Annotated in this window: 19 protein-coding genes; 11 read left to right on the top strand and 8 right to left on the bottom strand. The window is 41.9% G+C overall.

All coding sequences use genetic code 11. From position 1 onward, the window contains the following. The first annotated feature begins 539 nt into the window (after positions 1-539). The 8 genes from JMX95_RS11405 to JMX95_RS11370 all read left to right on the top strand — a co-directional run bounded on the left by JMX95_RS11405 (position 540) and on the right by JMX95_RS11370 (position 11,807). A complete protein-coding gene (locus JMX95_RS11405) occupies positions 540-2,207 on the top strand; it encodes a DEAD/DEAH box helicase (protein WP_201560864.1) in 1,668 nt (555 codons plus the stop codon). 175 nt (positions 2,208-2,382) lie between these two features. Next, positions 2,383-3,627, top strand: coding sequence for a DUF819 domain-containing protein (locus JMX95_RS11400; RefSeq protein WP_201553838.1), 1,245 nt, complete (start codon positions 2,383-2,385; stop codon positions 3,625-3,627). Positions 3,628-3,926: 299 nt separating this feature from the next. Beyond that, positions 3,927-4,475, top strand: a complete 549-nt coding sequence (locus JMX95_RS11395; RefSeq protein WP_201560863.1) for a peroxiredoxin-like family protein — start codon at positions 3,927-3,929, stop codon at positions 4,473-4,475. Positions 4,476-4,893: 418 nt separating this feature from the next. Beyond that, positions 4,894-6,525, top strand: a complete 1,632-nt coding sequence (locus JMX95_RS11390) for a hydantoinase B/oxoprolinase family protein (protein WP_201560862.1) — start codon at positions 4,894-4,896, stop codon at positions 6,523-6,525. 49 nt (positions 6,526-6,574) lie between these two features. Continuing rightward, entirely contained in the window at positions 6,575-8,656 is a 2,082-nt protein-coding gene (locus JMX95_RS11385) for a hydantoinase/oxoprolinase family protein (RefSeq protein ID WP_201560861.1), read from the top strand. Positions 8,657-8,824: 168 nt separating this feature from the next. Next, complete coding sequence (locus tag JMX95_RS11380; RefSeq protein ID WP_201560860.1) at positions 8,825-9,889, top strand: AraC family transcriptional regulator; 1,065 nt, start codon at positions 8,825-8,827, stop codon at positions 9,887-9,889. A gap of 85 nt (positions 9,890-9,974) precedes the next feature. Beyond that, the gene (rhuM, locus tag JMX95_RS11375) at positions 9,975-10,967 is read left to right on the top strand and encodes a RhuM family protein (RefSeq protein ID WP_201560859.1); all 993 of its coding nucleotides are present in this window, start codon (positions 9,975-9,977) and stop codon (positions 10,965-10,967) included. 96 nt (positions 10,968-11,063) lie between these two features. Further along, positions 11,064-11,807: a zinc-dependent peptidase gene (locus JMX95_RS11370; protein WP_201560858.1), complete on the top strand. Its 744-nt coding sequence runs from the start codon at positions 11,064-11,066 to the stop codon at positions 11,805-11,807. 148 nt (positions 11,808-11,955) lie between these two features. Here JMX95_RS11370 and JMX95_RS11365 read toward each other — a convergent pair whose 3' ends face one another. After that, positions 11,956-12,621 carry a hypothetical protein gene (locus JMX95_RS11365; RefSeq protein WP_201560857.1) on the bottom strand — a complete coding sequence of 222 codons (666 nt, stop codon included), beginning with the start codon at positions 12,619-12,621 and terminating at the stop codon, positions 11,956-11,958. A 223-nt stretch (positions 12,622-12,844) separates the two neighbouring features. Between JMX95_RS11365 and JMX95_RS11360 the strand changes: the two genes are divergently transcribed. Continuing rightward, a complete protein-coding gene (locus JMX95_RS11360) occupies positions 12,845-13,330 on the top strand; it encodes a hypothetical protein (RefSeq protein WP_201560856.1) in 486 nt (161 codons plus the stop codon). Between the two features lie 1,302 nt (positions 13,331-14,632). Continuing rightward, a complete protein-coding gene (locus tag JMX95_RS11355; protein ID WP_201560855.1) occupies positions 14,633-15,901 on the top strand; it encodes a tyrosine-type recombinase/integrase in 1,269 nt (422 codons plus the stop codon). Between the two features lie 262 nt (positions 15,902-16,163). On the opposite strand, the gene lldD is transcribed toward JMX95_RS11355, so the two are convergent. The 3 genes from lldD to JMX95_RS11340 all read right to left on the bottom strand — a co-directional run bounded on the left by lldD (position 16,164) and on the right by JMX95_RS11340 (position 20,909). Beyond that, positions 16,164-17,306, bottom strand: a complete 1,143-nt coding sequence (lldD, locus tag JMX95_RS11350) for an FMN-dependent L-lactate dehydrogenase LldD (RefSeq protein ID WP_060491117.1) — start codon at positions 17,304-17,306, stop codon at positions 16,164-16,166. 127 nt (positions 17,307-17,433) lie between these two features. Then, positions 17,434-19,140: a D-lactate dehydrogenase gene (gene dld / locus JMX95_RS11345; RefSeq protein WP_201560882.1), complete on the bottom strand. Its 1,707-nt coding sequence runs from the start codon at positions 19,138-19,140 to the stop codon at positions 17,434-17,436. A 65-nt stretch (positions 19,141-19,205) separates the two neighbouring features. After that, a complete protein-coding gene (locus JMX95_RS11340) occupies positions 19,206-20,909 on the bottom strand; it encodes an L-lactate permease (RefSeq protein ID WP_201560854.1) in 1,704 nt (567 codons plus the stop codon). Positions 20,910-21,203: 294 nt separating this feature from the next. Here JMX95_RS11340 and JMX95_RS11335 point away from each other — a divergent pair, with 294 nt between their 5' ends. Beyond that, on the top strand, positions 21,204-22,109 hold the full coding sequence (locus tag JMX95_RS11335; protein WP_201560853.1) for a LysR family transcriptional regulator: 906 nt from the start codon (positions 21,204-21,206) through the stop codon (positions 22,107-22,109). Between the two features lie 175 nt (positions 22,110-22,284). Here JMX95_RS11335 and JMX95_RS11330 read toward each other — a convergent pair whose 3' ends face one another. Genes JMX95_RS11330 through JMX95_RS11315 form a run of 4 tightly spaced genes read right to left on the bottom strand, consistent with a single transcriptional unit; the run spans position 22,285 to position 26,896 of the window. Beyond that, positions 22,285-22,911, bottom strand: coding sequence for a condensin complex protein MksE (locus JMX95_RS11330; RefSeq protein ID WP_201560852.1), 627 nt, complete (start codon positions 22,909-22,911; stop codon positions 22,285-22,287). A gap of 41 nt (positions 22,912-22,952) precedes the next feature. Beyond that, positions 22,953-23,297 (bottom strand): hypothetical protein, encoded by a 345-nt coding sequence (locus JMX95_RS11325; protein ID WP_201560851.1) that lies wholly within the window; start codon positions 23,295-23,297, stop codon positions 22,953-22,955. Positions 23,298-23,310: 13 nt separating this feature from the next. Further along, positions 23,311-24,321, bottom strand: a complete 1,011-nt coding sequence (locus JMX95_RS11320) for a hypothetical protein (protein ID WP_201560850.1) — start codon at positions 24,319-24,321, stop codon at positions 23,311-23,313. Next, positions 24,311-26,896, bottom strand: a complete 2,586-nt coding sequence (locus tag JMX95_RS11315) for a hypothetical protein (RefSeq protein ID WP_201560849.1) — start codon at positions 26,894-26,896, stop codon at positions 24,311-24,313. Before JMX95_RS11315 ends, JMX95_RS11320 begins: the two co-directional genes overlap by 11 nt. Positions 26,897-26,921 lie beyond the last annotated feature (25 nt).

Below are 26,921 nucleotides of genomic sequence, written 5' to 3'. Positions count from 1 at the left end.
TGCGTACATCTATAAGTAATTTTGCTCTATTTACCGAGAAATTTAATAAATAGCTACATATAATATTTTATTGTGCTATACTGCGTCGCCACGTTAGCTTAGGCTTTCGTGAATTATGAGATTGATAACATCGCCTGCGATTTTGGGTCTAGGATGACCATAAGTAATTGTTGCCGATGATTTTGTGTACTTAAATAACCTGTAATGAAAATAGCAGTTATTTTTGACTCATATCTTATCTACCGAACCATAAATGTGGTTTAAATTGGTTGCTATTCGCGATTATTTGCTTTGGACAAAGCATTAATAATACGCTTATATCAAACAAGGATGAGACACTCGGCACTACCACCAAAATACGTCAGACAGCACGAACGCATTTATTGTAGAGGCTCTAAGCTTTATTGGCTTGGCTTCTGATTATCGACACTTACATGTGGTCCGGTAATTCTTTAATAAAGGCAGCGTGGTGAACGGTTATCAGTGGTATGCATCAAGCTTGCTGAATTTACAGCAACTTATACTTACCAAGGATTCTCATGACTGATATTTTATCTGCAATCGCCGCTGAAAACGGCATCATCGAAAACACTGATACTCCAAATACTGATACTAATAATCAAGCGGCTACTCCTGACGCGACTGATGAAGATCAAATTACCTTTGCTGAACTAGACATTGCCAAGCCGATTTTGACCGCGCTTGATCGCAGTGGTTATACCAATCCAACACCTATTCAAGCACAAGCGATTCCTTTTGCTCTAGCAGGTCGTGACTTACTATTGTCTGCGCAAACCGGTAGTGGTAAAACAGCGGCATTCGTTATCCCTGTACTTGACCGTTTAAGCCGTGCCACTAGCTTTGATAAACTAACTAAAGCCCTTATCTTAACGCCAACGCGTGAACTTGCTCAGCAAGTACATGATAGCGTACGTACTTATTCTAAAGACATGCGTGGTCTATTCTGCGTACCTTTAGTTGGCGGCGCACCATACAATGGTCAGATCACTGCGTTGAAAAAAGGCGTTCAAGTTATCGTTGCGACCCCAGGTCGTCTACTTGACCATATCAATGCTGGTCGTGTTGACTTATCAAGCCTAGAAATTTTGGTACTTGATGAAGCTGACCGTATGCTAGACATGGGTTTTGCTGATGATATCAGTGACATCCTTCGTGCTGCACCAATTGATCGTCAAACGATTATGTGTTCTGCAACTTGGGATGGCCCAGTAGGTAAAATCGCTGCCAGCTTCACTAAGAACCCTGAGCGTGTATCAATCAAAGTAGAATCTGCACACATCGAAGAAAAAGTGTACTACTGTGATGATTTTGATCACAAAAACCGCTTACTTGACAAAATCGTTTGCCAGCAAGATATGGAACAGATCATTATCTTTGCTGCTACCAAACGTAGCACTGAAAAACTGGCTAAACAACTACAAGAAGCGGGTCATAAAGCCAGCTTCCTACATGGTGATTTGCCACAAAGCAAGCGTAACCGTATCGTTCAAGACTTGCGTAATGGCAAGGTCAAAATCCTAGTAGCGACTGACGTTGCCGCTCGTGGTCTAGATATCCCAGCTATCTCGCACGTTATTAACTATGACTTGCCGCGTCAAACAGAAGATTACGTCCATCGTATCGGTCGCTGTGGTCGTGCTGGTCGTACTGGTATCGCTATCAGCTTGTGTAGCATGGATGATCGTCCACAGCTAAACGCTATCAATCGTTACTTAGATCGCAAAATGGAAGTATGTATCATCGAAGGCATGGAGCCTAAGAAGACTTATGTACCTAGCGAAAACAAAGGTAATGGTCGTGGTCGTGGCCGTGGTCGTTCAAACGGCGGCGGTGGTAATGGTCAAGGCCGTGGTCGCGCGGGTGGTGGCTATCAAGGTAATCCTGCTAATGCTCGCGGTCGCTCAAGTGACAGCTCATCAACTGGTCAACGCGCTAGCAATGACAGCGGTTATCAAGGTAAGCCACGTGACACGTCAGGCAAACCAAACGAGCGTTCAGGTGGCAAGCCGTATCAAGGCAAGCGCACTGGTGCTCCTAGCCGCGGCGATAGCACTGGCGTTCCACGTGGTGAGCGTGCTGCAACAGGTCGTGGTCGTCCAAGTGGCAGCCAAGGTCGCCCAGCAGGTCGTTCTGACAGCCGTGGCCAAGGTCGTCCAAACGGCGGCAACCGTGGTAACAACTCGTAATACTGTTATATTTGGTGATTAAAGTTATTAATTGCTTGATCGCCTAAAGATAGCACTAAAAAGCCAGATACTCGTTATCTGGCTTTTTTGTGTTTATTCGATCGCTGCTTGCGCGTTTTTTTCGCCTTGTCTATACTAACAAGCTTTTATTCATCGTGTGCTGCGGAGCTATTTGATGCCCGATATTTCTCATTTAACCATTGATAGCCTGCCATTGGCCTTTGGCATCATTATGGCCATTATCGGTTTGGTTTTTTATACCCAAGGATTACCCGGTAAATTCTGGCAGCGCTTTTATGCGGTATTGCCAGGTATCGTGCTGTGCTGCTTTATACCTGCAACGCTTAATAGTTTAGGCGTCTTCGCTGACGGTATTGGCTCACAGATTTATGGCTTTACTGCCACTTATCTGTTGCCAGCAAGTTTGCTGTTAATGACCTTGTCGATGGATGTACCAAAGATATTGGGGCTAGGCTGGAAAGCCATCGCCATGTTTTTCGCCGCCAGTATCGCGATTATTATCAGTGGTCCAATAAGCTTGGGTGTCGCTAAATGGATATCGCCTGAGATGTTTACCGATGACACGCTATGGCGTGGGTTTTCGGCGGTGGCGGGTAGTTGGATCGGCGGCGCGGCAAATCAAGCAGCGATGAAGGAATTGTTTGGCGTCAGTGATGATTTATTTGGGATGATGATTTTGGTCGATACCACCAATGCTTCATTATGGTTATTGGCTATCTTGGTATTGGCGAAGCATAGCGATAAGATAGATAGGCTATTGAGGGCAGACACCAGTAGTATTGATAAAGTGATTAAGGCGGTTGAGAATTATGAGCGTGACAATGCTCGTCCAGCAACTTTAAATGACTTGATGGTGATGTTTGGCTTATGCTTTGCTATGGTGGGTGTCGCACACTTTGTTGGTGGGCAAATTGCAGGGTTTTTTGCACCCTATAGCTGGGCAGTACAATATAGCTTTGCCAGCTCGTTCTTTTGGATGGTTGTGATTATAACCTTGATAGGGGTAATTTTTTCCTTTACCAAGATACGTCGCCTTGATCATGTGGGCGCTTCCAAAATTGGTACGGTATTTATCTTTATCTTGATTGCTGCCATTGGTATGCAAATCAATCTTGCGGGTATCGTCTCGCAGTGGCGACTGCTCCTTATTGGTTTATTATGGATGAGCATTCACGTTGTCATTATCTTTGCTGTGGCTAGAATGATCCGTGCGCCGTTTTTCTTTTTGGCAGTCGGCTCCAATGCCAATACTGGCGGTGCATCATCAGCACCCATTGTCGCAACTGCGTTTCACCCATCACTAGCGCCAGTTGGGGTGTTTTTGGGCATTCTGGGCTATGCGGTAGGCACTTTCGGTGGCTATATTAGTACCCAATTGATGCGCTTGGTAGTAGGGTGAGCTCGAATATAATGCTCAGCATTGGTAACGCCAGACGCTTCTGTCATAACGCTAACTAGTCTGCGCTGTTAATTGCCAGCATATTCATATGAGTCGGACTGGTTAGTATTAGTTGATAAACAACTATGTTGACCCATCATATATCTACAGAGATAAAAACTTTCAATTTATACCAAGTTAATAACAAAAAGCCGACTTCACCGTCGGCTTTTTACTTGTAGTATCAATACACACCAAATTGAGCAAACACTCAAATTTGATATTAAATATTTTTAACTCAAAACTATAAGGACGAAACAATGCAAGCAAACTACAACCCAAAAATCATTGCTGGTGCAACATTCCCCAATATCGAAGTACCCACTTATAATGGTGACATGACGTTATTGGGCAAGCCCGAAAATGGTCATGACTGGAAAATGGTGGTTGTTTACCGAGGTCAACACTGTCCCATTTGCACCAAATACCTCAATCAGTTAGAAACATTAAAATCAGCATTTAATGAAACGGGTGTCGACGTAATCGCTGTTTCAGGTGACAGCAAAGAGCAGGTAGAAAGTCATTTGGAAAAAATAAATGTGAGCTTTCCTATCGCCTATGATCTGACCGTTGAACAAATGAAAATTCTGGGTCTTTATATCTCCAACCCACGTTCAGAGAAAGAAACCGATCATCCATTTGCAGAGCCCGGCTTGTTTGTTATCAATACAGAAGGGGAGATTCAGATTGTAGATATCTCCAACGCTCCTTTTACTAGACCTGAGCTGGAAGCCTTGGCAAATGGTCTAGCCTTTATCAGAAATCCAGAAAACAACTATCCTATTCGTGGTACACACGATTATGCTTAAGACTGTATTATTGACGACGGCATTTTTTCTTGATGTCAGACATTTAATACGCTTAAGTGTGGCTGTAAACTTAAAACTAAACTAATAAATAGTCAAAGACGTAAATTCATAGGGCAGTGCATCATAACCGATGCATTGTCTTTTTTATTGCAAACGCTCTTTATTGTTAACATTCTCTCCAAAAGCTGAAATCACAAACCTTATTTATACAGGTGTGCACTCACAGTCAAAAACTCTGCACTGTCAGCCAATTAATTTACCAAAAACCTCGCTATAGTAAAAAAGCTTCGTCATTAGGATGAATGACAGCCATATAAAGAATGAGTGTAATTGTTAAGTATTGACGGCCACATTGGGCGCTATATTTTACAGAGCCACTCATATCTTCTGATATAAATTTCTAGACAAGGAGTCTCACATGAGCAACGCTCACACTTCAATTGATCCTATTACCTTGTCCGTCGTACGTGGTGCCTTAGAAACGGCACAGCGCGAAATGACGACAACCCTAGAAAAAACCGCACGCTCTAGCGTCTTCAACTTAGCTCATGATTATAGTAATGCTTTGTTTGATCATCTGCCTGAGATGATTTTACAGGGTCAGGATATTCCTATTCATCTAGGCTCACTCATGCCAGCCATGAAAGCTGTTGCCGAATATTATGGTGATGACATTCATGAAGGCGACGTTATTTATCACAACGATCCCGTGATGATGGGCAGTCATATCCTAGATTGCTGTATGTATAAGCCAGTGTTTTATAAAGGCGAGTTGGTATTTTGGACAGTATGCAAAGGTCACGTCACTGATATCGGTGGTCCCGTGCCGGCAGGATATAATCCAGACGCTAAAGAAATATACGCCGAAGGGTTGCGCATTCCGCCTATCAAAATATGGGAAAAAGGTGTTCGACGTTGTGATGTCATTAATTTAATTCATAGTAATATGCGTTCTCGTCGTAACCAAGAAGGCGATCTTAATGCTCAATATGGTGCTTGTGCCGTCGGCGAGCGTAACATGATTGCGCTGCTAGATAAGTATGGGGTAGAGACCGTCCGTGCGGCGATTGAAGAGCTAAAGAATATGGCTGATACCCATATGCGCTCATTGATCTCATCTATCCCAGATGGTCAGTATCATGGCGAAGCAGTATTAGAAGACTCGGGTCACGGTTTAGGTGATTTGACCATTAGCGCTGATATTGAGATTAAAGACAGTGATGTACATATCAAGATTACCAGTCCACCGCAAGTACCTTACTTCATTAACTCCTATGCAGGCAACTCGATGTCTGGTGTACTGCTAGGGCTGATGATGTTTGCCCAAGTAGATCCGCCGTACAACGAAGGTTTATACCGCTGTGTCACAGTAGACTTGGGTGAGCATGGCACGCTATGTAATGCCAAAGAGCCTGCCCCTCATGTCAACTGTACCACCACGCCGATGGAAACCTTGACCGATGCCGTGCGTATGGCATTTGAAGATGCCGCGCCAGATCGTGTGATTGCTTCCTGGGGTCATGCCTCAGGTATCAACATCTCAGGTATTGACCCAAAAACAGGGGAACAATACGTCACTATGATTTTGGCCTCTATTATCTCTGGTGCTGGCGCGACTCAGCAAATGGACGGCTGGCATGCTTGCGGTACCGTATGGGAAGTTGAGCCGTTAGGTCATGAGATGACGGTAGTAGCGTTTGGAGAAGGTCGTGAGCATCCGACAATGGGCGCTGCAGGCGCAGAACAAATATCACCTGAGCTTAAGTTAGGCCGACTAGAGATTATCTATAAGGATGGCGTCACTGATCTGCATAAGCAAAACATAATAACTGAAATTCAACCGGGTGACCGTGCGCGTAATACCAATCCAGGCGGTGGCGGCTATGGCAGCTCGTTTGTACGGTCTGTACCCGCAGTATTAAAAGATGTAGAAGAAAGAGTCATATCAGTAGCAGCGGCTAAGACTGAGTACGGTGTGGTTATTGACCCACAAACGCTGGCGGTCAATGAAGCAGAGACGGATGCTTTACGTCGTAAGCTGACGGCATAAAACCCAAAACTAGCTGATGATATTACATAATTTGAGTTAAGGATGACTTATGAAAAATGATTTCCGAATTGGCGTCGATGCTGGCGGGACGTTTACTGACTTTGTTTTGGCCGAAAAAAGTGGTGATGTTCATCTATTTAAAGCGCCATCTACCCCTGAGGATGGCACCCTGGCTATCGCTAATGGTTTACAGCAAATCGCCACGCAGTTTGACCGTCCTATTGAAGAGATTATTCAAGCCTGCGACCTATGCATCAACGGTACGACCGTCGCGCTAAACGCCTTGATTCAGATGAAAGGGGTGAAGGTCGGGCTATTATGTACGGCAGGCCATGAAGACAGTATCGAGATACGTTTAGGGCATAAAGAAGAAGGGCACCGCTATGATGCTAGCTACCCGCCAGCGCCACAAATTGCCACGCGTGACCGCCGCTTCCCTATCCGTGGTCGTATTTTAGCTGATGGTACTGAGCACGAACCGCTAAACGAGCAAGACGTACTCGATGCAATCAAATCACTTAAGGAAAAAGACGTGCAGGCCGTTGCTATCTCCTTCGTCTGGTCTATTCGTAATACTCGGCATGAGCAGCGCGCCAAAGAGCTTGTTGAACAGCATATGCCAGGGGTATTCGTCTGCTGTGGTAGTGACGTATATCCACAGATTAAGGAATACACCCGTACCTCAACGACCCTAGTAAATGCTTATTTAAGCCCAGTTATGGCATCTTATGTCCATAAGATTGACGACTACTTTAAGGCGTTAGGCGCTGAGCAGCCCGTACGTTATTTCCAGTCTAATGGCGGGCTTGCAGTTGGTAGTATCATGCGAGAGCGTGCGGTAAATGCCATTAACTCGGGGCCAGCATCTGCACCACAAGCGGGTCTGTATATTGCTAACCCTTTTGGAATTGACGATATTATCACGGTCGACATGGGCGGTACTTCTTTTGACATCACCATGGCGAAGGCAGGCAGAACCAGCCTCAACCGCGATATTGATTTCTTACGTAATCGTATTGGCGTACCTATGATTCATGTAGAAACATTAGGGGCGGGCGGTGGCTCTATTGGGCATGTTAATACTTTTGGTATGCTAGAGGTCGGTCCTCAGAGTGCTGGCGCGACGCCTGGACCAGCATGCTATGGTAAAGGTGGTGACTTGCCAACCGTCACAGATGCAAACTTAGTATTGGGCTATCTACAGCCAAATGCGGTGTTAGGTGGCAGTGTGACCTTAGACAAAGACAAAGCGGTACAAGCGGTGCAAACACACATCGCTGATCCGCTAAACATCGAGTTAGATCACGCCGCATTTGGTATCAGTGCTATCGTTAATCAAAACATGTCTAATGCCATTCGCCGTATTACTATCGAAAAAGGCTATGACCCTCGGGATTTTGCGCTAGTCTGCGCAGGCGGAGCAGCTGGCATGCATATTATTGCTCTGGCCGAAGAGATGGGAATAGGGACTATTTTAATACCAAAAATTGCATCCTGTCTCTGTGCCTTTGGTCAGATTATCTCTGATATCAAGTATAACTACTTAGCGACACAAATGATGATCCTTGCACCAGATGTAGAGCTGCAAGCACTCAATACCAAGCTACAAGAACTTGAGGAGCAAGGTGTCCAAAAGCTGCTAGAAGATGGCTTTACAGATGAAGATATCACTATCGAGCGTACCATGGAGATGCGCTATGTTGGCCAGGTGCATGAATGTAACGTGCTGATACCGAATGGTAAGCTCGATGCTGATAGCGTCAGCACCATCTTAGAGTTGTTCCATCATCGCCATCGTGAACTTTATACTTATGATGAGCGTGATAGTCACGTCGAGCTGGTCAACATTGAGGTATCGGTAATTGGTAAAATCAGTAAGCCAAAACTACCGAGTCTAGTAGCACAGCAAGGGGATATCAGTAATGCTAAAACGGGTAGCCGCGAGATGCTGTTTGATCAGTCCTATGACTGGATTGATACGCCTATCTATGACGGTGAAAAATTCGGTGCTGGTGCATTGGTCACAGGCCCTGCGCTTATCCAAGAGCCAACCACTACTGTGGTCATTAAAAATGGCTGGCAAGCAGAGCTGCATGAGACTGGAACTTATAAGCTGACTCGAGCAGCATAAAGCAAGTCTATAAAAGCAGGTTATAAAGAAAAACCAACTCAAGGATTTAGGCATTAAAGAGTATTTAATGCCTAAATCCTTTTTTATTTTATGATATAAAGGAGGATTATTGATGAATAACTGATAGGATATCAGTACAGTTGTATACCATATATTGAGTGTTCAAGGATGAATGCAAATCAAAAGCCAAATCGTTATCAAAATACCTCTCATCAAACCTTGCTAGCAGATAAAACAAAAGACATCGCTGCACATGATTTATCAATGAATAAAAATCTTCTAAGCCCCTCAGGGTTAGAGATGCCAGCAACGGATCGCATGCAAACCTTAGGTGCCTTCGATTGGAAACATACCATCAATGAGACTTATTTTGATCTTGAAGTTAGTTTCAGGCAACCGAATAAGTTTTCTGGTTTTTTGCAACATGCTAAGCTTCTAAAGATAGGTGTTTCGCACTATCATGCTAATACTGTGCACTATAATCGCGGCAGACAGAGCTCTGGCTATATTGATGACAGTATTTTAATTACTTTTCCTATGACAGGCGACGTTCGTTTTACCCAAAAAGGACGGCAGCTGACCTCTAAACCCGGTCAATTTTTTATTGAACTGTCCAGCTTACCTTATGAGTTTTATCATTTGCACGAAGCATCACTGTATGTGATTAAAGTGCCTTTAGCGCTACTAACCCCGCAAATGGGTACTATAGAGCGGCAGTTTGCCCGCAGTCTGTCTATTGATGAAGGGGCAGGCAGGTTACTGGTATTTCAAATTGGTCAAATACTAACGCTTATTCATAGTAATAAGCTGGCTGAGCTCGAGGTTAAAATACTAGAGCAGCAACTGCTTAGTCTTATTGTATTGACATTAAGCGCCCCGAAAGAGGTGATGATGAGTACCAGATCCTCCATACAGTCGGTGCATCTAAAGCGCATCGAGCACTACGTCTATTTGCATCTAGAGAACCCTGATTTAACCCCAGCGATGGTCGCTGCTGCTTGTCATATCTCTGTCAGATACTTACACAAGCTGTTTTCCGAACTACCTTATACTTTTTCAGACTGGGTCAAAGAATTGCGTTTAAAGCAGGCCAATCATATTTTAAAAACCAAAAGCTACGTGACTATAGATGAGGTCGCTCATAGAGTAGGCTATACCGATCAAGGTTATTTTTCACGCATTTATAAGCAGCATTTTGGTTATTCGCCGCGAGATACACCAGGCACAGTATAGTCATTGTTATGTACTCTGTCATGCAGTCGCCGTATAATTTATGAATTGAGCATAAGTGCGTATATTAAGTTAAGGAAAAACCAAGATGACTGATACTACAAATCATAAAACAGCAAAAGTAGAGATATATGAAAGCGCTGATGGAAAAGCGCAGGTAGACGTACGTTTTGGACAGAATACGGTCTGGCTGTCACAATCACAAATGACTGAGTTGTTTGGTCGTGACCAATCAGTGATTTCGCGTCATATTGCCAATGCCATAAACGATGAAGAGATCGCTGAGAAAAGCAATATGCAAAAAATGCATATTGCAAATTCTGACCGCCCTGTGACTTTTTATGACTTAGATGTAGTTATCTCAGTAGGTTATCGCATCAAATCTCCCCAAGGTGTGCAGTTTAGACGCTGGGCAACCCAGCGCTTACGTGAATACTTAGTTCAAGGCTATACGCTCAATCAAGAGCGCTTTGATAAAAACTCAAGCGAGCTACAACAAGCGTTAAATTTAATTAGAAAAACCGCGCAAAGTCCCGAGCTTAAAACCGATGAAGGACGCGGCTTGGTTGAGATTATCAGCCGTTATACACAGACATTCTTATGGTTACAGCGTTATGACGAAGGCTTGCTTGATAATCCTGCAGGGCAAGAGGGCGGTATCTTACCCAGTCCGACTGAGGCGATGGCAGCGCTGACGGATTTAAAAGCGCAGCTGATAAATAGAGGCGAGGCGACTGAACTATTTGCCAAGCCTCGCGGTGATGGTTTGGACAGTGTGCTGGGTAATTTACAGCAAACCGTCTTTGGCGAGCCTGCATACCCGACCATCGAGAGTAAAGCGGCGCATCTGCTGTACTTTATGGTCAAAAATCATCCTTTTACCGATGGTAATAAACGCAGCGGCGCTTTTTTGTTTGTAGATTTTTTGCATCGTAATAATCGACTGCTCAATGATAAAGGTGACATGGTTATTAATAACACGGGGCTTGCCGCACTAACCTTATTGGTCGCTGAATCTGACCCCAACCAAAAAGAAACCTTGATTAAATTAATTATGAATATGCTGTCGTTAGAATCTTGATAAATAGGCTTATTGTCAGCATTATTTAACATCATAAAACGCATAACGCTAATAATAAAAAGCACAGTCCAACGATAAAATTAAAGGAAATTCAATATGTTTAGCATGATAAAAGACTGGCGCGATCAGCGTATCTTGGATAACAGCGAATTTACCCATGCTGATTGGATGCAAGCCGCTAAGCATATTGTGATACTTAATAGGCTAAACGAGAATGAGCTAACACGCCTGTTTGAGCTGGCGACGTTGTTTTTGGCTAACAAGTCAATTACTGGGGCGCAGGGTTTCGAGATTACCAATGCGGTTAGGCAGTCTATTGCCTTGCAAGCTTGCCTGCCTATCTTAAATCTAAGCCTTGAATGGTATGCTGGCTGGTCAGCCATTATTATTTATCCAGGTTCCTATAAGAGCGAAACCACCACCGTAGATGAGTTGGGTATCGTCCACGAAGGTAGCCAACACCGTAGCGGCGAAGCATGGCTGCGTGGTCCCGTTATTCTGTCGTGGAAGGATGCCAAACATTCAGGGGAGCGCGATGGTCATAACGTGGTCATTCATGAGTTTGTGCATAAGCTTGATATGTTAAATGGTCGTGCCAACGGCTTTCCACCACTGCAAGCGGATATGGATCCTGCGCGCTGGACTGAAATTATGACACGAGATTTTGAGGATTTTCAAAGCCATCACAAATCAGGTCTTGATCGTTATGGCGCGACCAATCCAGCGGAATTTTTCGCGGTACTCAGTGAAGTGTTTTTTGAGACGCCACAAAAGCTGGTCGATGCTTACCCTGATATTTACGACATAATGGTGAAGTTTTTTCGCCAAACGCCGCTTTAATCAAAATCATTAATAGTCACTATTAATGTTCGATAATGAATATATAGACATGAAAAAGCAATAAAAAGGGCAGTGTATTTATTTAATAACACTGCCTTTTTTTGGCTTATTTTTTCTTTAAGTCTATGTTTTTATAGATAAAAACTATTTAAATTGTCCATTGCTCATTCACAATAGCGACCAAATAGCGTTTACCTTGATACTCTTCAAACACTAAACGCATGATGCGCCAATCCATACCAGCGTATTCCTCCGAGCCTTTATGATAAAACTCGACAACCTCTGAATTGGGATAAATTTTCTTCAGGTTATTAATCATATTCCCACTGTGTTGGAACTCATTAATACTGATACTGGCATTGTTAAATTTGCTAGCATCAATCCACGTGTCTAAATATGTAGGTAGTGGCGTGACAAGTAGATCGCCCGTACCGTCTTTTTCACCCCAAGTAAAACGAATTTTAGACTGTTGCAAATATTGGGCGAATTGTTCACGGCTAAAGACTTTATCTGTCTCAGGACGCACATAGGCATACATCGAAAAACGGACGCCACGGGTTGGATGAATATCATTGGTGATGCGAGAAAAATCTTTATTCGCAAGCGCGCGCTGAATACGTAAGGCTTGCTGCTTAAGGGTTTGCTGACTGATATCGGAGACAACGGGCGTTGATGAATGGCCGTTAGATTGATTGGGAGTGGCTATATTGGATTCAGCAGAAGATTGACAGCCAGTTGCTGCTAGCGCCAAAGCCAATGCGCCGCCAACAGTTAATTTAGATGAACGGTCTTTGAAAGTAGATAATAGGGTCATAAAGCATCCTTATCGCAGTGGTTATCGAAATATACGTTACTGTAAATATAATTGGGCAAATTTCACAAGATTACTAAGTAAAAAGTTATTATTTAAAAGTTATTAAGTAATAGATCGTTTTTAGTAGATAAACCGGAATGATACGATAATACAGCAGAGTCATAATATGGTTATGATGTAATGGTTTATAACACTTATATCATTGAAGCTCGTAGAGAACGCTATGCCAACACATTATTCACTGACGCTGCTAGCTATGGGACTGATAGCAACCAATTCTGCTATAGCTGATATAGCAGAGTCAATTCAGACTTATGCAGCCATAAAAATAGCGACCATTAGCAACATGTATCAGCAAGACGTCAGCAATCAAGGCATGGATAATCCGGTCGTATTGCAACAGTATGCCGACCCAGATCTACAAGCCGCGATGCAGATTGAGCAAGACTATTTTGATAGAGAGCAAATATCCTGTCATGTTGATTATGATGTATTGTGGGATTCGCAAGATCCTGATTATGCCCAAGACAAACAGTTTTCGATGACTGACCAAGGATTGGTGCAAGTAAGTTTGGCACATGGCAGCAATGTTTATTACGAGTTGTCATGTAATGGTACCGGTGAGGATGCTAATTGCCGAGTGGCAGATGTGATTTTAGATGAAGATGGCAAGTCTTTGCGCAAGCATTTACTAGAAACCTGTCGCTAGTAAATAAAACTATGAGCCTAACTTCTAAAGTCATTGGTTTTTTTCGCATAATGTATATTATGTTAAAGGGACGGTACCCGATGATAAGTTCATGGGATTATGATCAAACAGTAATTTGTTAGTCAGTCTGGTTGTTAATTGCTTAACCATGATATGTGTTACCTGTTCAAATAATCATTGTAATCACCGCTAGTATAATTACTAACTGATATATCTTGAAGCCTTAATGTATAGAGTCTTCATAGATCCTAGTTTATCCGTAATCGATTAATGTATTAATTCAAGTCGCTAATAGCCTCTCTATATATTCCAGAAGCCTATTATAGATATGTTGTAGATACAGTAATTTTACTATTCATTCAAAGTTAGTCTGTTTGGTAATCTTGCTCTGCTCATCATTGCTAAGCTTATTACCTTCACAATACCTACCAAGCCCTTTGCATAATCTGTCATTTCTAATCATCACCTAATAACCGAATCACTCATCAATCGATTGTTGGTAGCTTAGCCGACTTCCTCATTAATGCGAATATGCTTGAACTACGTTAGGTACAGAAGTATTCGCCACCAAGTGACAATCAGCTCAAAGTAAAAGCAATAACCCTTCTGAATGCCTATTACTCTATATCATTGATAAGCATGTATACAAGCTCTGACAATGCGCCTACTTGGCATATCAGTAGGTCCAATCTAGATGCACCTTATAGCTGCTATCATCATAGCTAACTACGTTGTAATACGCTTTTATTTAGAGTCATCAAAAGAGCCTTCCTAATTAGTGAAACATTCATTGGTCTTTTCTAACATCTCTCGTTCTTCCTGAGATATCTTAATATAAAGCATTGAGTTGATACCTTCCAAATTTGCACAGAACAGTACTATCACCCTGATTAAGGTATTCTGTGCAAGTACAGGAGCACGGTTTTTCGTGCAAATATGTCGAAGGACTCTATTGCCAATAGCAAACAGCACTCTTACTTTTAACCTATGTGAAGTTTATTCCTTCAAACACCATATATATCAACAAAAAAATAGCTTACTCCTTCTTTCTCCACTATACTATAATTATCCCCAAGTGAAGGTTGGGGATAATTGTAATTTACAACCTTATATTTAAAGGGTTTTGTAAACTCACTAATGAATAACAGTGTCCATGTTAGTGTCCAATAGCTATCTACGTTTCCCAGAAGACGCTTCTCAGGATTTATAAAACGTGCGCAAAGATTGCTCTAAATCTAAGTATAGAGATAATAGATTAACATTCACAATTTACCTAGCTTATAAAGCTGACGGATGTACATCATGGCTGTCGATAATTTAAATGATATCAATAAACTTGAATGCCGAGATAAAGATTACTCGGTCAGTGTCTCAGGTATCGCGGGTTTAAGTATTCGTATTTATCCAAATGGTAAAAAGGAATACTACTTACGGTACGCTCATCCCCATATCGATGGTAAGCGCCCTAGAATGATGCTAGGTAAGGTCGAAGATATCAGTCTATATGAAGCTAAGTATAAAGCAGAAACTATACTTAGCATGGTCGCACAAGGCTCCGACCCTAAAGCCATTCATAAAAAAGAGCAAGTCAATAAGTATGCTCATCTAAAGAACGCCACATTTTCTGAAATCACACAAGCGTGGCGAGATCACAAAACGTCAAGTCGTCACCATAGTAAATCTAGAAAGCGCGCGTTTAGTGACTCAACCCTTAAATTTTGGGATTTGTGTCTAGGATACATGTGCCAAGAAATTGGCGACTTAAGAATGAATGATATCACGAGCGAGATGATATTGAGTGTATGTGAGGCGATTCAAAACAATGAAAATCAAGCAACCTTCGTTGGTGCCAGCACTCGGCTTTATACTGAAAAAGTCTTCTCATTTGCTGTCGCAAGAGGATTATGCGATAGAAATGTAGCTATTGATACACGTGGCGAGCTCGCACCTGCCAGTTCAGGCAACCACTTACCAGCCATTACCAAGCCTGATCAGTTTGCTACCCTCCTGAACGATATGTCCCATTTCAAAGGTGCAAGTAAAACCACATTAGAAGTGATGAATTTACTACCGTATGTCTTTGTGCGTAGTATCGATTTGCGGTCTATGCGTTGGCAAGATATAGATTGGGATAACAAGCTATGGGAGTTTTCTCCTACTAAAGGCGAAGGTCGTGAGGATATGGTATCGCACTTAGTTGTGCCTTTAGCTATTCAAGTCATTGAGCGCTTACGAAGAATACAAGCAATTACAGGTCATAAAGAATATGTATTTGCATCGATGCGTGCCTCAAGCAATAGCTATATTAGCAAAGCGACTTTAGTGCAGATATTTCATAGGCTTGGTTATAAAGATGTACAATGTGCTCATGGCTTTCGAGCATCTGCTAAAACCCTACTAATGGAGCAACCTGAGCTGCGTTACTCAGACATCGTGACTGAGCTGCAATTAGGCCATCGAATAAAAGATACGCATGGTGGCGCTTATAACCGATTAGATGAAATAGATACTCGAATACTAATGATGCAAGATTGGGCTGACTATATAGATAAGCTCCGGGGTTCAACGTAATAGTTACTTTACGTTGATCATATCACTCAACAATAATATGCCTATTAGCCTTCACAATGCACAATAATCTTTTGCATAGCATCTCATTCCCAGTCATCACATAACAACCAAAACGCCCTAACATTCGATTGTTGGTAGCTTAGATATTGGATACTTCTGCAACCTCGCGCTTGTGATCAACGACCAAGCTGACGGCTTCTAATCTCCGGTATCTTATCTGCATGAGCTCACTTCATGTACTGACAAACTCTATAGCCTCGGTTTAATTATCCAGTTTTACCAAACAGTCAGAATTAATATCAGCAATCGTTTTGGCACCAGTCAAGGTCATTGCGACGCGTATTTCTTTATCTAGCAGTTCTAACAAATTGCTTACCCCTGCACCGCCATCCGCTGCTAAAGCATAAATAAAGGCGCGCCCTAGCATGCAAATATCAGCGCCCAAAGCCAACATGCGCACAATATCTAAGCCATTGCGTATACCAGAGTCTGCTAAGATTTTAATCTCTCCTTTCACCGCATCGGCAATAGGAGGCAGAGCACGTGCACTGGATAAAACACCGTCCAGTTGTCGTCCACCATGATTAGATACGACTATGCCGTCGGCCCCAAAACGTACCGCATCTTTGGCATCTTCTGGGTCCAAAATACCTTTGATGACCATAGGCCCATCCCAGTACTCGCGAATCCAATCTAAATCTTTCCAAGAAATAGAGGGGTCAAAGTTATTACCTAGCCAGCCTATATAGTCTTCCAATCCTGTTGGCTTACCTAAATAAGCAGAGATATTACCCAGATCGTGTGGACGGCCATTTAGCCCTACATCCCATGCCCATTGCGGATGCGTCATAGACTGGAAGTAACGGCGCATAGCGGCATTTTTACCGCTCATACCGGAGTGCATATCTCGGTAGCGTGCCCCTGGTACTGGCATATCTACCGTAAAAACCAAGGTCGAACACCCCGCCGCTTTGGCACGCTCCAAGGCATTTTTCATAAAACCTCGGTCCTTTAATACGTAAAGCTGAAACCACATTGGACGGTTAATTTTAGGCGCTACTTCTTCAATCGGACAAACCGAAACCGTCGACATGGTAAACGGAATGCCTTTTTGATCGGCTGCCATAGCAGCCTGTACTTCTCCGCGGCGGGCATACATACCTGTCAGACCCACGGGTGACAACGCGACAGGCATAGACAGAGTTTCATTAAATAACTGTGTCTCAAGACTAAGCTGTGACATATCATTCAGTACACGTTGTCTAAGGGCAATTTTCGATAAATCTTCAACATTATGTTTTAAGGTATATTCCTCATAAGCACCGCCATCTATGTAATGAAATAGAAATGGTGGCAGTCGGCGCTTGGCAGCAGCCCTGTAGTCGTTTGGAGATGAAATAATCATACGCTTGCCCTTATTCTGTTAGATATCTATGTAATATTTTTGAATCTCTAATTATTTATTGATTAGCGCTAAACGATGGATGCAATTGGCTTATTTTTGAAGCGGCAAGCTTAGCCCAAACTGCCCATTACAAACAGCACGAGCAATTACGTTTGGTTTTCGACATTTTACCGATGCCGGGATTAAAGCTATTGGTTGGGTCTAGACTTTTATAGAAATTCTGCAAATCAGGCTCTGCTTCGTATAGATGACCGACATTATGCTCAGCAGGATATTTGGCTCCGCGTGCGCTCAATAGCTCTAACATCATCTTTTTAACAAGCTTGGCATCACTGCCCTTCTTCAATATATAGTCTTGATGAAACACATAACAAAAGAAATGTCCGTAATACAGCTTCTTTTCTAAGTGTTTTTCAATGTCTTCAGTCAAGCTTTCAAGCCACTCTAGCTCGTTACGTGGTATGGCAATATCCAGCGCCAATATCTCACCGACTTCTTTTTCATGTATGACTTCATAGCGTAATGCGGCACCAGCTGCTGCAAAACGATTTAAAAGCGCGCTTTCTGACTCTTCCTGACTACATTCAAAATAGTTACCCGTGTCTGAAGCAGCAAAGAACGTCTTCAGAAAACCCTGTGCTTCTGCTATACCATCGTCACTCATTTTTATGATGAGGTGATGCTCGTATTGATTGCGGTACTCCATCATGCGCTTGGGCAAATGCTTTGGAAATAGAGTAGCGATGAACTGCATGACTTTGTCAGTGAAATGCTTTGGCATCCATGACCATTTATGGAACTTTGCATCCATAGCGCCTTTGATAGAGAACAGTCTAGGTAAAGCATTTGTACCGAGATGCTTGATACTCAAGAACGTGTCTTTACCGTATTTAGCGGAGACATCAAATATATCACGGTGCATATACTCGCCCACTTCAGGGATATTGTCGAAGCGGGATAGTATCTGTCTTCTGAGCTGTGCAAGCTCACTCACACTGTTAGTGCCTATGTAGAAAGTTTGCTCTTTTGCCGCTATTGGATAAGTGTCAAGACGTACTGCAAACACGGCAAGCTTGCCAGCACAGCCGCTTGCTTCATACAGTCTGCGCTTGTCCGCATTAAAGCGACTGGGTGTGCTTGCATCAACCTCTTTTACTCGGGCGATATACTCTCTGTCAGATGCGAGCTTACCAGTGTCAGGTAATTCTCTTCTATCAAAATGACCGTTTTGCAAATTTGTTAATATTTCTTCCGGCGTATCACCCAACTTGACGTCTAGATGATTGACTAGCACCAGTTGACCGTGTTCATTTATTTGGGCAAACAACGCAAGCTCGGTATAGGCAGGCCCTCTTTTAACTAGAGCCCCACCAGAGTTATTAGATATACCACCAATAATAGACGCACCTAACGTCGAGGAACCGATGACAGAGTGAGGCGCTCTATTGACGGCATTAAGCTGACTTTGCAACTGATGCAATGTCGCCCCAGGCAAGCTGATCACTTGCTCGTTGTCATTCACCAAATACAACTGGTTTATGGCAAGCGTATTAATCACCACAACGGGTCTATCGTAGTCATTACCGCTCGGTGTTGAGCCTTCAGTCAGGCCTGTTTTTGCCGCTTGCATAATGATAATACAGTCGCCTTCAACGCACACTTCTAGGCTACGCCAAATGTCCAGCAATGTTTGTGGAAACAAAACCGCTAAAGCACTGCCGCCGCCAGAGCGCCACCCCATTCTATAGTGCTCATTTTTCTCTGGATCAGCCTGTACATTACTCGCGCCTAGCAAGTTGGTTAGTTTATCTAACACCTGATCAGGACTAAGCATGCCTTGAGAATCTTGATTTGACGAAGATATATGATGCTCCTTATCTTGTAATGGTGTGTCATTCATCATGCCAAGGGCCCTTGAAAACCAAAAATGTAAATGGCGGCCATGACGATGATGCCACAGAACAACACATAGTATATGGTGGGTAAAATAGTACGCCTCAATGTGGCGCCCTCCATACCAAGTAAACCCACCGTTGCTGATGCAGCCACCACGTTATGTATGGCAACCATATTACCGGCTGCGGCACCAACCGCTTGCGCCGCGATGATTAGAGAAGGTGAAATATGTAAGCTCATGGCGGCTTCATACTGAAACTGACTGAACATCATATTAGATACGGTATTAGAGCCTGCGATAAATGCACCTAAAGCACCAATGGTTGCACTAATCAATGGAAAAACATTGCCAAAAGTACCTGAAAACAACTCTGCACTGGCGACTGGCATACTCGCCACATCTGATAAGTTTATGCCTGAATTGATAAAAATTCTAACCATTGGAATCGTAAAAATAAGTACAAACCCAGCCCCTAGTACAGTCTTGCCTGATTCTTTAAAGGCACTGTTTAGGGCGCTGACGGGCTTTCTAGTTTGAAAAGCGGCGGCAACCAAAGCACTAATTAGTAACAAGCCGCCTGGTAAGTATAAAGGACTAAAACTGGCACTGATATCTGTCTCACCTAAAATCGAGGTTAGGTCTACTGCTACACTGTTAAGTAAAGACTGAAAGCCTGTAAATACTCTTGAAAACACCAGTAAAAGGGCAACCAATAAATAAGGGAACCACGCCATAAGGGTGGACATCTTCTTATCACTCAAGGTTAGCGTAATATCTTCTTTACTGACCACTAACTTACCAAGCCATTCACTCGGCCAGTTTTTTTGCGGTTCAAAATCCCATGTGGTTTTTGGTACCAAAAACCCTCTTTTAGCAGCATTAACAACGACAGTAATACTGACCAAGCCACCGACCAGTGACGGAAACTCTGGCCCTAAAAAAACACCGGTTATCATATAAGGGATTGTAAATGCCAAGCCTGCAAAAATTGCAAACGGCCAAATCGCAAAGCCTTCCCGCCAGCTTTTGTTTTTACCAAAGAAGCGAGTGAGCATCATCACCATAAAAAGTGGCATAAACGTACCAATGACACCGTGAATAATGGCGACTTGACTGGTAATCAGTTGTAAAAATTCACCCCACTGTACTCCTTCTTGTGCCAGTTGAGCACTAATGGCAGCTTTATCTAACCCATCATTTACCCCTATCACAATAGGCGTACCGACCGCACCAAATGATACAGGTGTACTTTGTATCATCATTCCCATCAACACCGCACCCAGCGCCGGAAATCCTACAGCCACCAGCAAAGGCGCTGCAATAGCGGCAGCTGTACCAAAACCAGAGGCGCCCTCAAGAAAACAGCCAAAGCACCATGCAATAATAATGGCTTGCACACGCCTATCTGGCGACACATTAGTAAACCCAGCACGGATAACGGCGATTGCACCAGTATGTTTTAATGTATTCAACAAAAAAATAGCCCCAAAGACTATCCACAATACCGAAACCGTAATGACCAAACCCTGAATAATAGATGATGACACTCGGTTAAGCGTCATATCCCATATAAAAATGGCAAGCGCTGCGGTAACCACTAAAATGATTGGCATTGTTTTTTTAGCTGACCATTGCAAACCTATCAGAAAAATACCACAGAGAACGATTGGTAGTAATGCCAAAAGCCCATATATTGTTTGATTCAAAATTACATCCTTTTGATTGTGTGATCTTCCCTGAACCAAGTCATCGAAGCCTTTATTTTGACGAATTCATGATGACTAAGTTGTATTAAATATTCACAAATAGGGACTGCTTATTTACTAAAGCTGTCTTGTAGACAAAGCCGAGCACGACTTGCGACAGTTTATGTCCCAATGTTAAAAATACCCTGAAATAGTCTACGCCTTGTTAATTCATTGATATATTGCATCAATGGACAATGTTATTTTCCTTTTTTGCTATAATTAGAAACACATTACTAAAATTGGAGAACAAGTGTGACCAAAGCTGACGACATGATTTTATTCGTTCAAGTTGTCGAAGAAGGGTCATTCTCTAGAGTCGCTGAAAAATTATCATTGACGAACTCGGTAGTGAGCAAGCGCATTGCGAGATTAGAAGAGAACTTAAATATACAACTGCTTTATAGAACCACTAGAAAGTTGAGCTTAACCGATGCAGGCAGGGCGCTTTATAACAAAGCTAAAATTGCTAAATCCGCCTTTCAAGAAGCTGAAAATGCTGTCACGGGTTACGGCGAAGATATGAAAGGTCATATACGTATAACCATGCCTGTGGTCTCTGCGAATTTCATATTTAGCGAATCTATTGCCGAATTCTGTAAACAACACCCTGAAGTATCAGTAGAGTTACAAATTACCAATCGATTGGTTGACTTGATAGAAGAAGGATTTGATTTGGCACTAAGGACCGCTGTGCTTGAAGATTCTTCACTCATTGCAAGGCGCCTTATAGATAGCCAGTGGATTATATGCGCGACTCCAGCCTATTTAGAGCAACATGGTGCGCCTCAAACTCCTGAACAGTTACAAAATCATGAGTGCTTGGTTTATAAGTTTGATAATACGGCTAACAGTACATGGCCGCTATATATAGACGGCAAAGAGCAATTAATATCTGTCCCTGGTCGGTTTCATAGCAATCATCTGAGTGCAATTAAACAAGCCGCGCTTAGCGATTTAGGTATCGCTTTTTTACCACAAGTGTTGATCTATGAGGAGATACAGAAAAATACACTCACGAAGATTTTACAATGTTTTACCAGCAAGAAGCTGGGCCTATATGCGGTTTATCCTAAGGCCAGACAACCGGATCAAAAGTTAAAACTGCTCGTTGCACATTTACGAGACTCATTACATCAAAAACAGGCTTACTACTACTAAGTAATAAGCCTGTTTTTGATGTATATAAAAAACTAATAAAGCGGTCTTAAAATTAAAAAGATGGTGATTAGTTTTTTATGAGCAGTAAAAATGATTGATGAGCCAAATATAATTATCATATTAGCTACATTGGCAAGTTAGGCAATCAAGTCATAACACATTGCTGTTCTGAATATTAACTTGCTTGCGTATCTATTGTCGTATTATCTTCTTCATTTGCTAGCTCAGACTCAGTGTCAAACTTACGCTGAATCTCCTGATAAAAAGAATGGCCTGCGTTGGTTAATATATAAGCTTTTTTGCTAGGTACTTCAATCATAATATCTCGATGAACCAATAGTTTCATAACCACGTCTTGTAACGTCCGCTCACCTTTTGTGATGAGTTTGGATTTCTCCAATATCTCTTTAACATGAGGCATGTCTGCCATTTTCAAAAAATCGTCTTGGGTCAAGCCACCACTTTTAGCATTGGTTAATTTACTGAGTTTAAATTTATGGTGATTAATATATTGACCAATAACAAGCAACATAGTCATCGCTTTCATTGCTAGTTCAGTTTTTGTGCCATCTAGCGTGCCTGTAGCAACGATGTAAATATACTCAGGATCATTTATTGGTGCAATAACCAGATGATAACCGCTCATTTTATACTGTTTAACGTATTCATCTTTATTGTCTATTATCTCAATAAATAATGGATTAACGGTGTCATCACCTGCATTATCAAGGAGATGTTTATTGAGCATCTTTCCATTCATTAAATGGCTATATATCTCTTTGCTTAATGTGTAATTTGCCATAATAGCGTGCTACCTGTCTATTTGAAGTAACGTTAGTATGTTTAAAGTGGGGCTTCTGCATAATCCCAAATGATATAATCAAGATAATAAACACCATCATCAATCCTATCACGATCGTTGCGGCGCTGAGACACACATGCGTCATCCAGTGCACTTAAAAAGTATTCGAGCGCATACAAAAAATCTATTATGCCCGCATTAGGCAATAACTCCTGTAGCTTCTGCCACACATAGCGTTGTACATTCTCAATCATATTATCCACTGCTATCTCATATAGCGTTATACTCAATATTTGTTCGCAGCGTTCCTCTTCAATGTCAATCTCTGGTGGTAACGCACGTAAGGGATTATCTAGCTTTTGCTTCAACGGACGTCTGAGCATCATCTCATAATAATTATTAAAATGATCCAGCCCCCCTACTTGGTGAATAGTTAAAGCGTTTCTCGTACTTTTTTTTATGATCTTCTAAACCATCAAAGGTTGTGGCAAGCTTGAATACCTCGCTGTCCGCATTTAAGTATTTATTCTGATGGCGTCCATGCCTTAAAGGCACTAGCGATTCAACCAACACCCCAAAAGCGCGCTCCATACTCAAAAAGAACTCTCTTTCTTGTGCTAAATTCACCAAATAAGCGTTTAAACGACTGGCAATGGCTCTGATGTCTTTGTAATAACAGAAGATAGCGCCAACGCGAAACTGTAGTGTTCTCGCCTTGTCTACTTCCCCTATTTCTTCAAAATAATGCTCAAGATCTTTTAGGGTTTCTGATAGATTTTTAGTCCCTTTTAATTCAAGGCTTGGGTTAATAAACTCAAGGCAAGGCGTGATGTTACGATGATATACATGCTGCGCTCTATGAAATAACTCATCTAAACCCGTCTCTAATGAGCCCATTTCACGGCTTTTATACATATCTGCAATTTCATCGACACGGTAATCTAAGACTCGCATATTTTCAGAGATATCTACTTGAATGTCGCTAAGTTTTTCATAGAAAAAAGCATAAGTCTCTTTAAAGTTAATACCCTCAATGGGCAAAGTCGTCAACTCATTTGCCAGTCGCACAACGTCTTGTCGATGCGATTCAAAAGGTTGAGAATCTAATTGTTTTTTGCGAGAAATATCCAGCCATACTAAGATGTTATAAATGTCTTTTGATAGCGTTACCATATTGGTTAAACCATCAATATTAACGAATACATTCGCCTGCAATAATGCCTCGACACTTAAGATATCTTTTAAGGCATAGTCATCATCTTGATAAATAACTTGTTCGTAAAATTTCAGATACGCTGTCATAGGAAACTGTAACGCTGTCTCGTTGGCATTAATCACATCAACGAATCTAAAAAAATGGGATTTATGCTTTAATATACCTGCTAATATCGCTTCTCGATTAATGACCATGCACAACCCTCCCCTGACGGTTGATTTGGCTCGGCATAATATGGAAGATACAATCACGAGATTTGGGCTTGCCATCGAGCAAGCTTTTATCAACTCGAATGTAATTAGGGATATAGCGTAGGGTGTCTGCATGCAAGCCCGGATTGGCGCATATAATAGTGAATCCAGCATTGCTTACCTGTTCAACAATGGTCTTGATATTATCTTTGTCAATGGTGCCCACTTCATCCACAATAATAGGCATGCGTAAGCTACTGCCTTTTTGGAAAGCTTCACTAAACAGCAATGTGGCAATTAAGGCGGTAATGGTACTGGTCGTACCGCCTGATTGTGACTTTTGTTCGATTTCACCCGTCGCCTGCGTATACTCGTAATCAATACTATCAATCAAATTACGCATTTTTAAACGTTGACTGTTTGAATGGCTAGTCTTTTCAACATAGTTGATAAGTGATTCATAAAAGCGCTCATCTAAAAGACTAGTTTGATTGGCATTGTGCTTAGCATAGGTACGCTCCAAATTCGCAAAATCAGGTGCTAAGTTAAGCTTAAGAGAGACTTGATGTAAGTTAGATATCTTATGCTCATTCAATTTTTTATTGAGGGAGCTAATCGTCGTACGTAGTAATCCAGCCGAATCTGTAATTTCTTTTAATAAGTTATCAATCACACTATTATGGGTTTTTATTTTGTCATGATAATTGCTTTTTTGAAATTCAAGCGTATCAAAGGAGTTTTTGTATTGCTGAATCACCTCTCCCAGACTATTGATACCTTCAATACGCTGGTGCGGATTAATACCCTCTACCAAAACCACTTCTGTAAAATCTGACACTTTGCTGACAAGCCTGTTAATACGCTCACTTAGCCCGCCTATGCTATTGGCGATTGTAGATGCCGCATTTAAATTAATCTCAATATCATTATTTTCTAAATATGATGCTATCTCAGGATCGTCTTCCGCTAGATAAGGCAATCCCTGCGATTTTCTCACACCTGCCAGCAGACTTGTAATGCTTTCAGCCTCTTTACCAAAGCTAATAATGTCATCGAACTGCTCTACGATTTGATTGTACTTACTGTCTGTTGATGCTTTAGATTGCTCGTTAATGGCTAGCAGGTCTTGATCCTCTGCCAGCGCCTTGTCTTTTTGGCTTATTTGCTGTGTTTTATCCTCTATCTGACTTTTGATCAAGGATAATCCTTCAAGTAGCGTAATATTGGTATCAAGCTCTACTATCTGCTCCTTAAGGGTTTGTTTTTTCCCCTCAGCAATCTTTTTACCTATGTCTGTATCAAACTGAGACAGTGCGCTGTTTAACTCTCCAATCTCTTGGCTCAATGTAAACGCTTCTTTCTTATCTTGTGTAATAGTTTTTTCAAACTGGGAGCGCTGTTTATCAGCATCATAAGGGTGATAAAATGTATTAGGTAAAGTGCACGATAAAAAGGACAAATGATTAGCATCATCAACCGTAAACAGCGCCGTAAAATCACTAATTTGACGTAGAGCTTCCTCCGTCAATGGGCTATTAGCGGTAATATTTAAAAAATCCTCATTAATACTGCCTAATATATGAGCGCTATGGGAGGGTAACTGATTGGCAAGTAACAAGTCATGATTATCAAGTCCGTTTTGAGCGGATTTTATTTTTTCCTCTAAGTCCTGTTTCTGCTTATTCTTTTGCTGAATTAAAATAACTGTATTTTCTTTAGCTTGCATGGCTTTAAAAGTTTCGTCATACCTATGACGTTGGATAGTCATTTCAGCAATAATATCTTGTGGGCTTTTGTGAGAAAATTGACCTAATATTTTCTCAGCTTTGATTTTCTGTTGCTGCAGCTGTGCTACTTCCTCTTTTAATGCTTTGTGCAGTGTACCCAATCTAGTAATCTCATTTGCAACTTGCTTTACTTCTTCTATGGCATGATTGCGTTCTCTCTCAATGTCTTCCTTTCTAGCACCAATAGCGATTTTATCTTGAGCATACTGCTGCTGCTTTAATTTAAATTCTCGTAAAAATGCCGTGTACTCTAAGACCGCATGTTTTGCATCCAGATGTAGAGCATCAAACTGCTTTTGAATAAATTCATAGTCGTCTTTATTCTCCGTTAAGCTTTTAATCTTTAAACTTTCTTCAAATAGCTGCGCGCGCTCTATCTTAAGGTCATGTACATTTTCGTTCAGCTTCTCTTTGTCTCGTCCCCGCTGCATCTCGATAATAGTCGCAATAGCATTGGGCAATTTCTTTTTCTCATCCTTACCAGCATCAAACGCTAATTCATAAACTTTGACAAAAGAGCGAATAGACGCCTCTTTTTGGTCTTTAATCGGCACCACACAAAAATGGCTGGTCTTAGATCCTCTATTACCATACATCACATTTTGTAATTCTTGCTTGGTGGTGAGGTGTAATCCACCCAGTTTTTTCTGTATCTCTATCAGGCTTTTAATACCTAACTCATCAGCAAAGTAATTGGTCTGCTCATTCCATATGAACGGCTTTATCTCTTCATAAGGCACAGGGAAGAACAAACGATGGTATTTATAATCTCCAACACGGTATAGCAGCATCGTAAATAAACCAGCGTGGTTCTTT

The sequence above is a fragment of the Psychrobacter sp. NC44 genome (assembly GCF_904846655.1).
Lineage (GTDB): Bacteria > Pseudomonadota > Gammaproteobacteria > Pseudomonadales > Moraxellaceae > Psychrobacter.
Note: the sequence above shows the minus strand (reverse complement) of the source record. Positions and strands in the feature narration are given on the sequence as shown.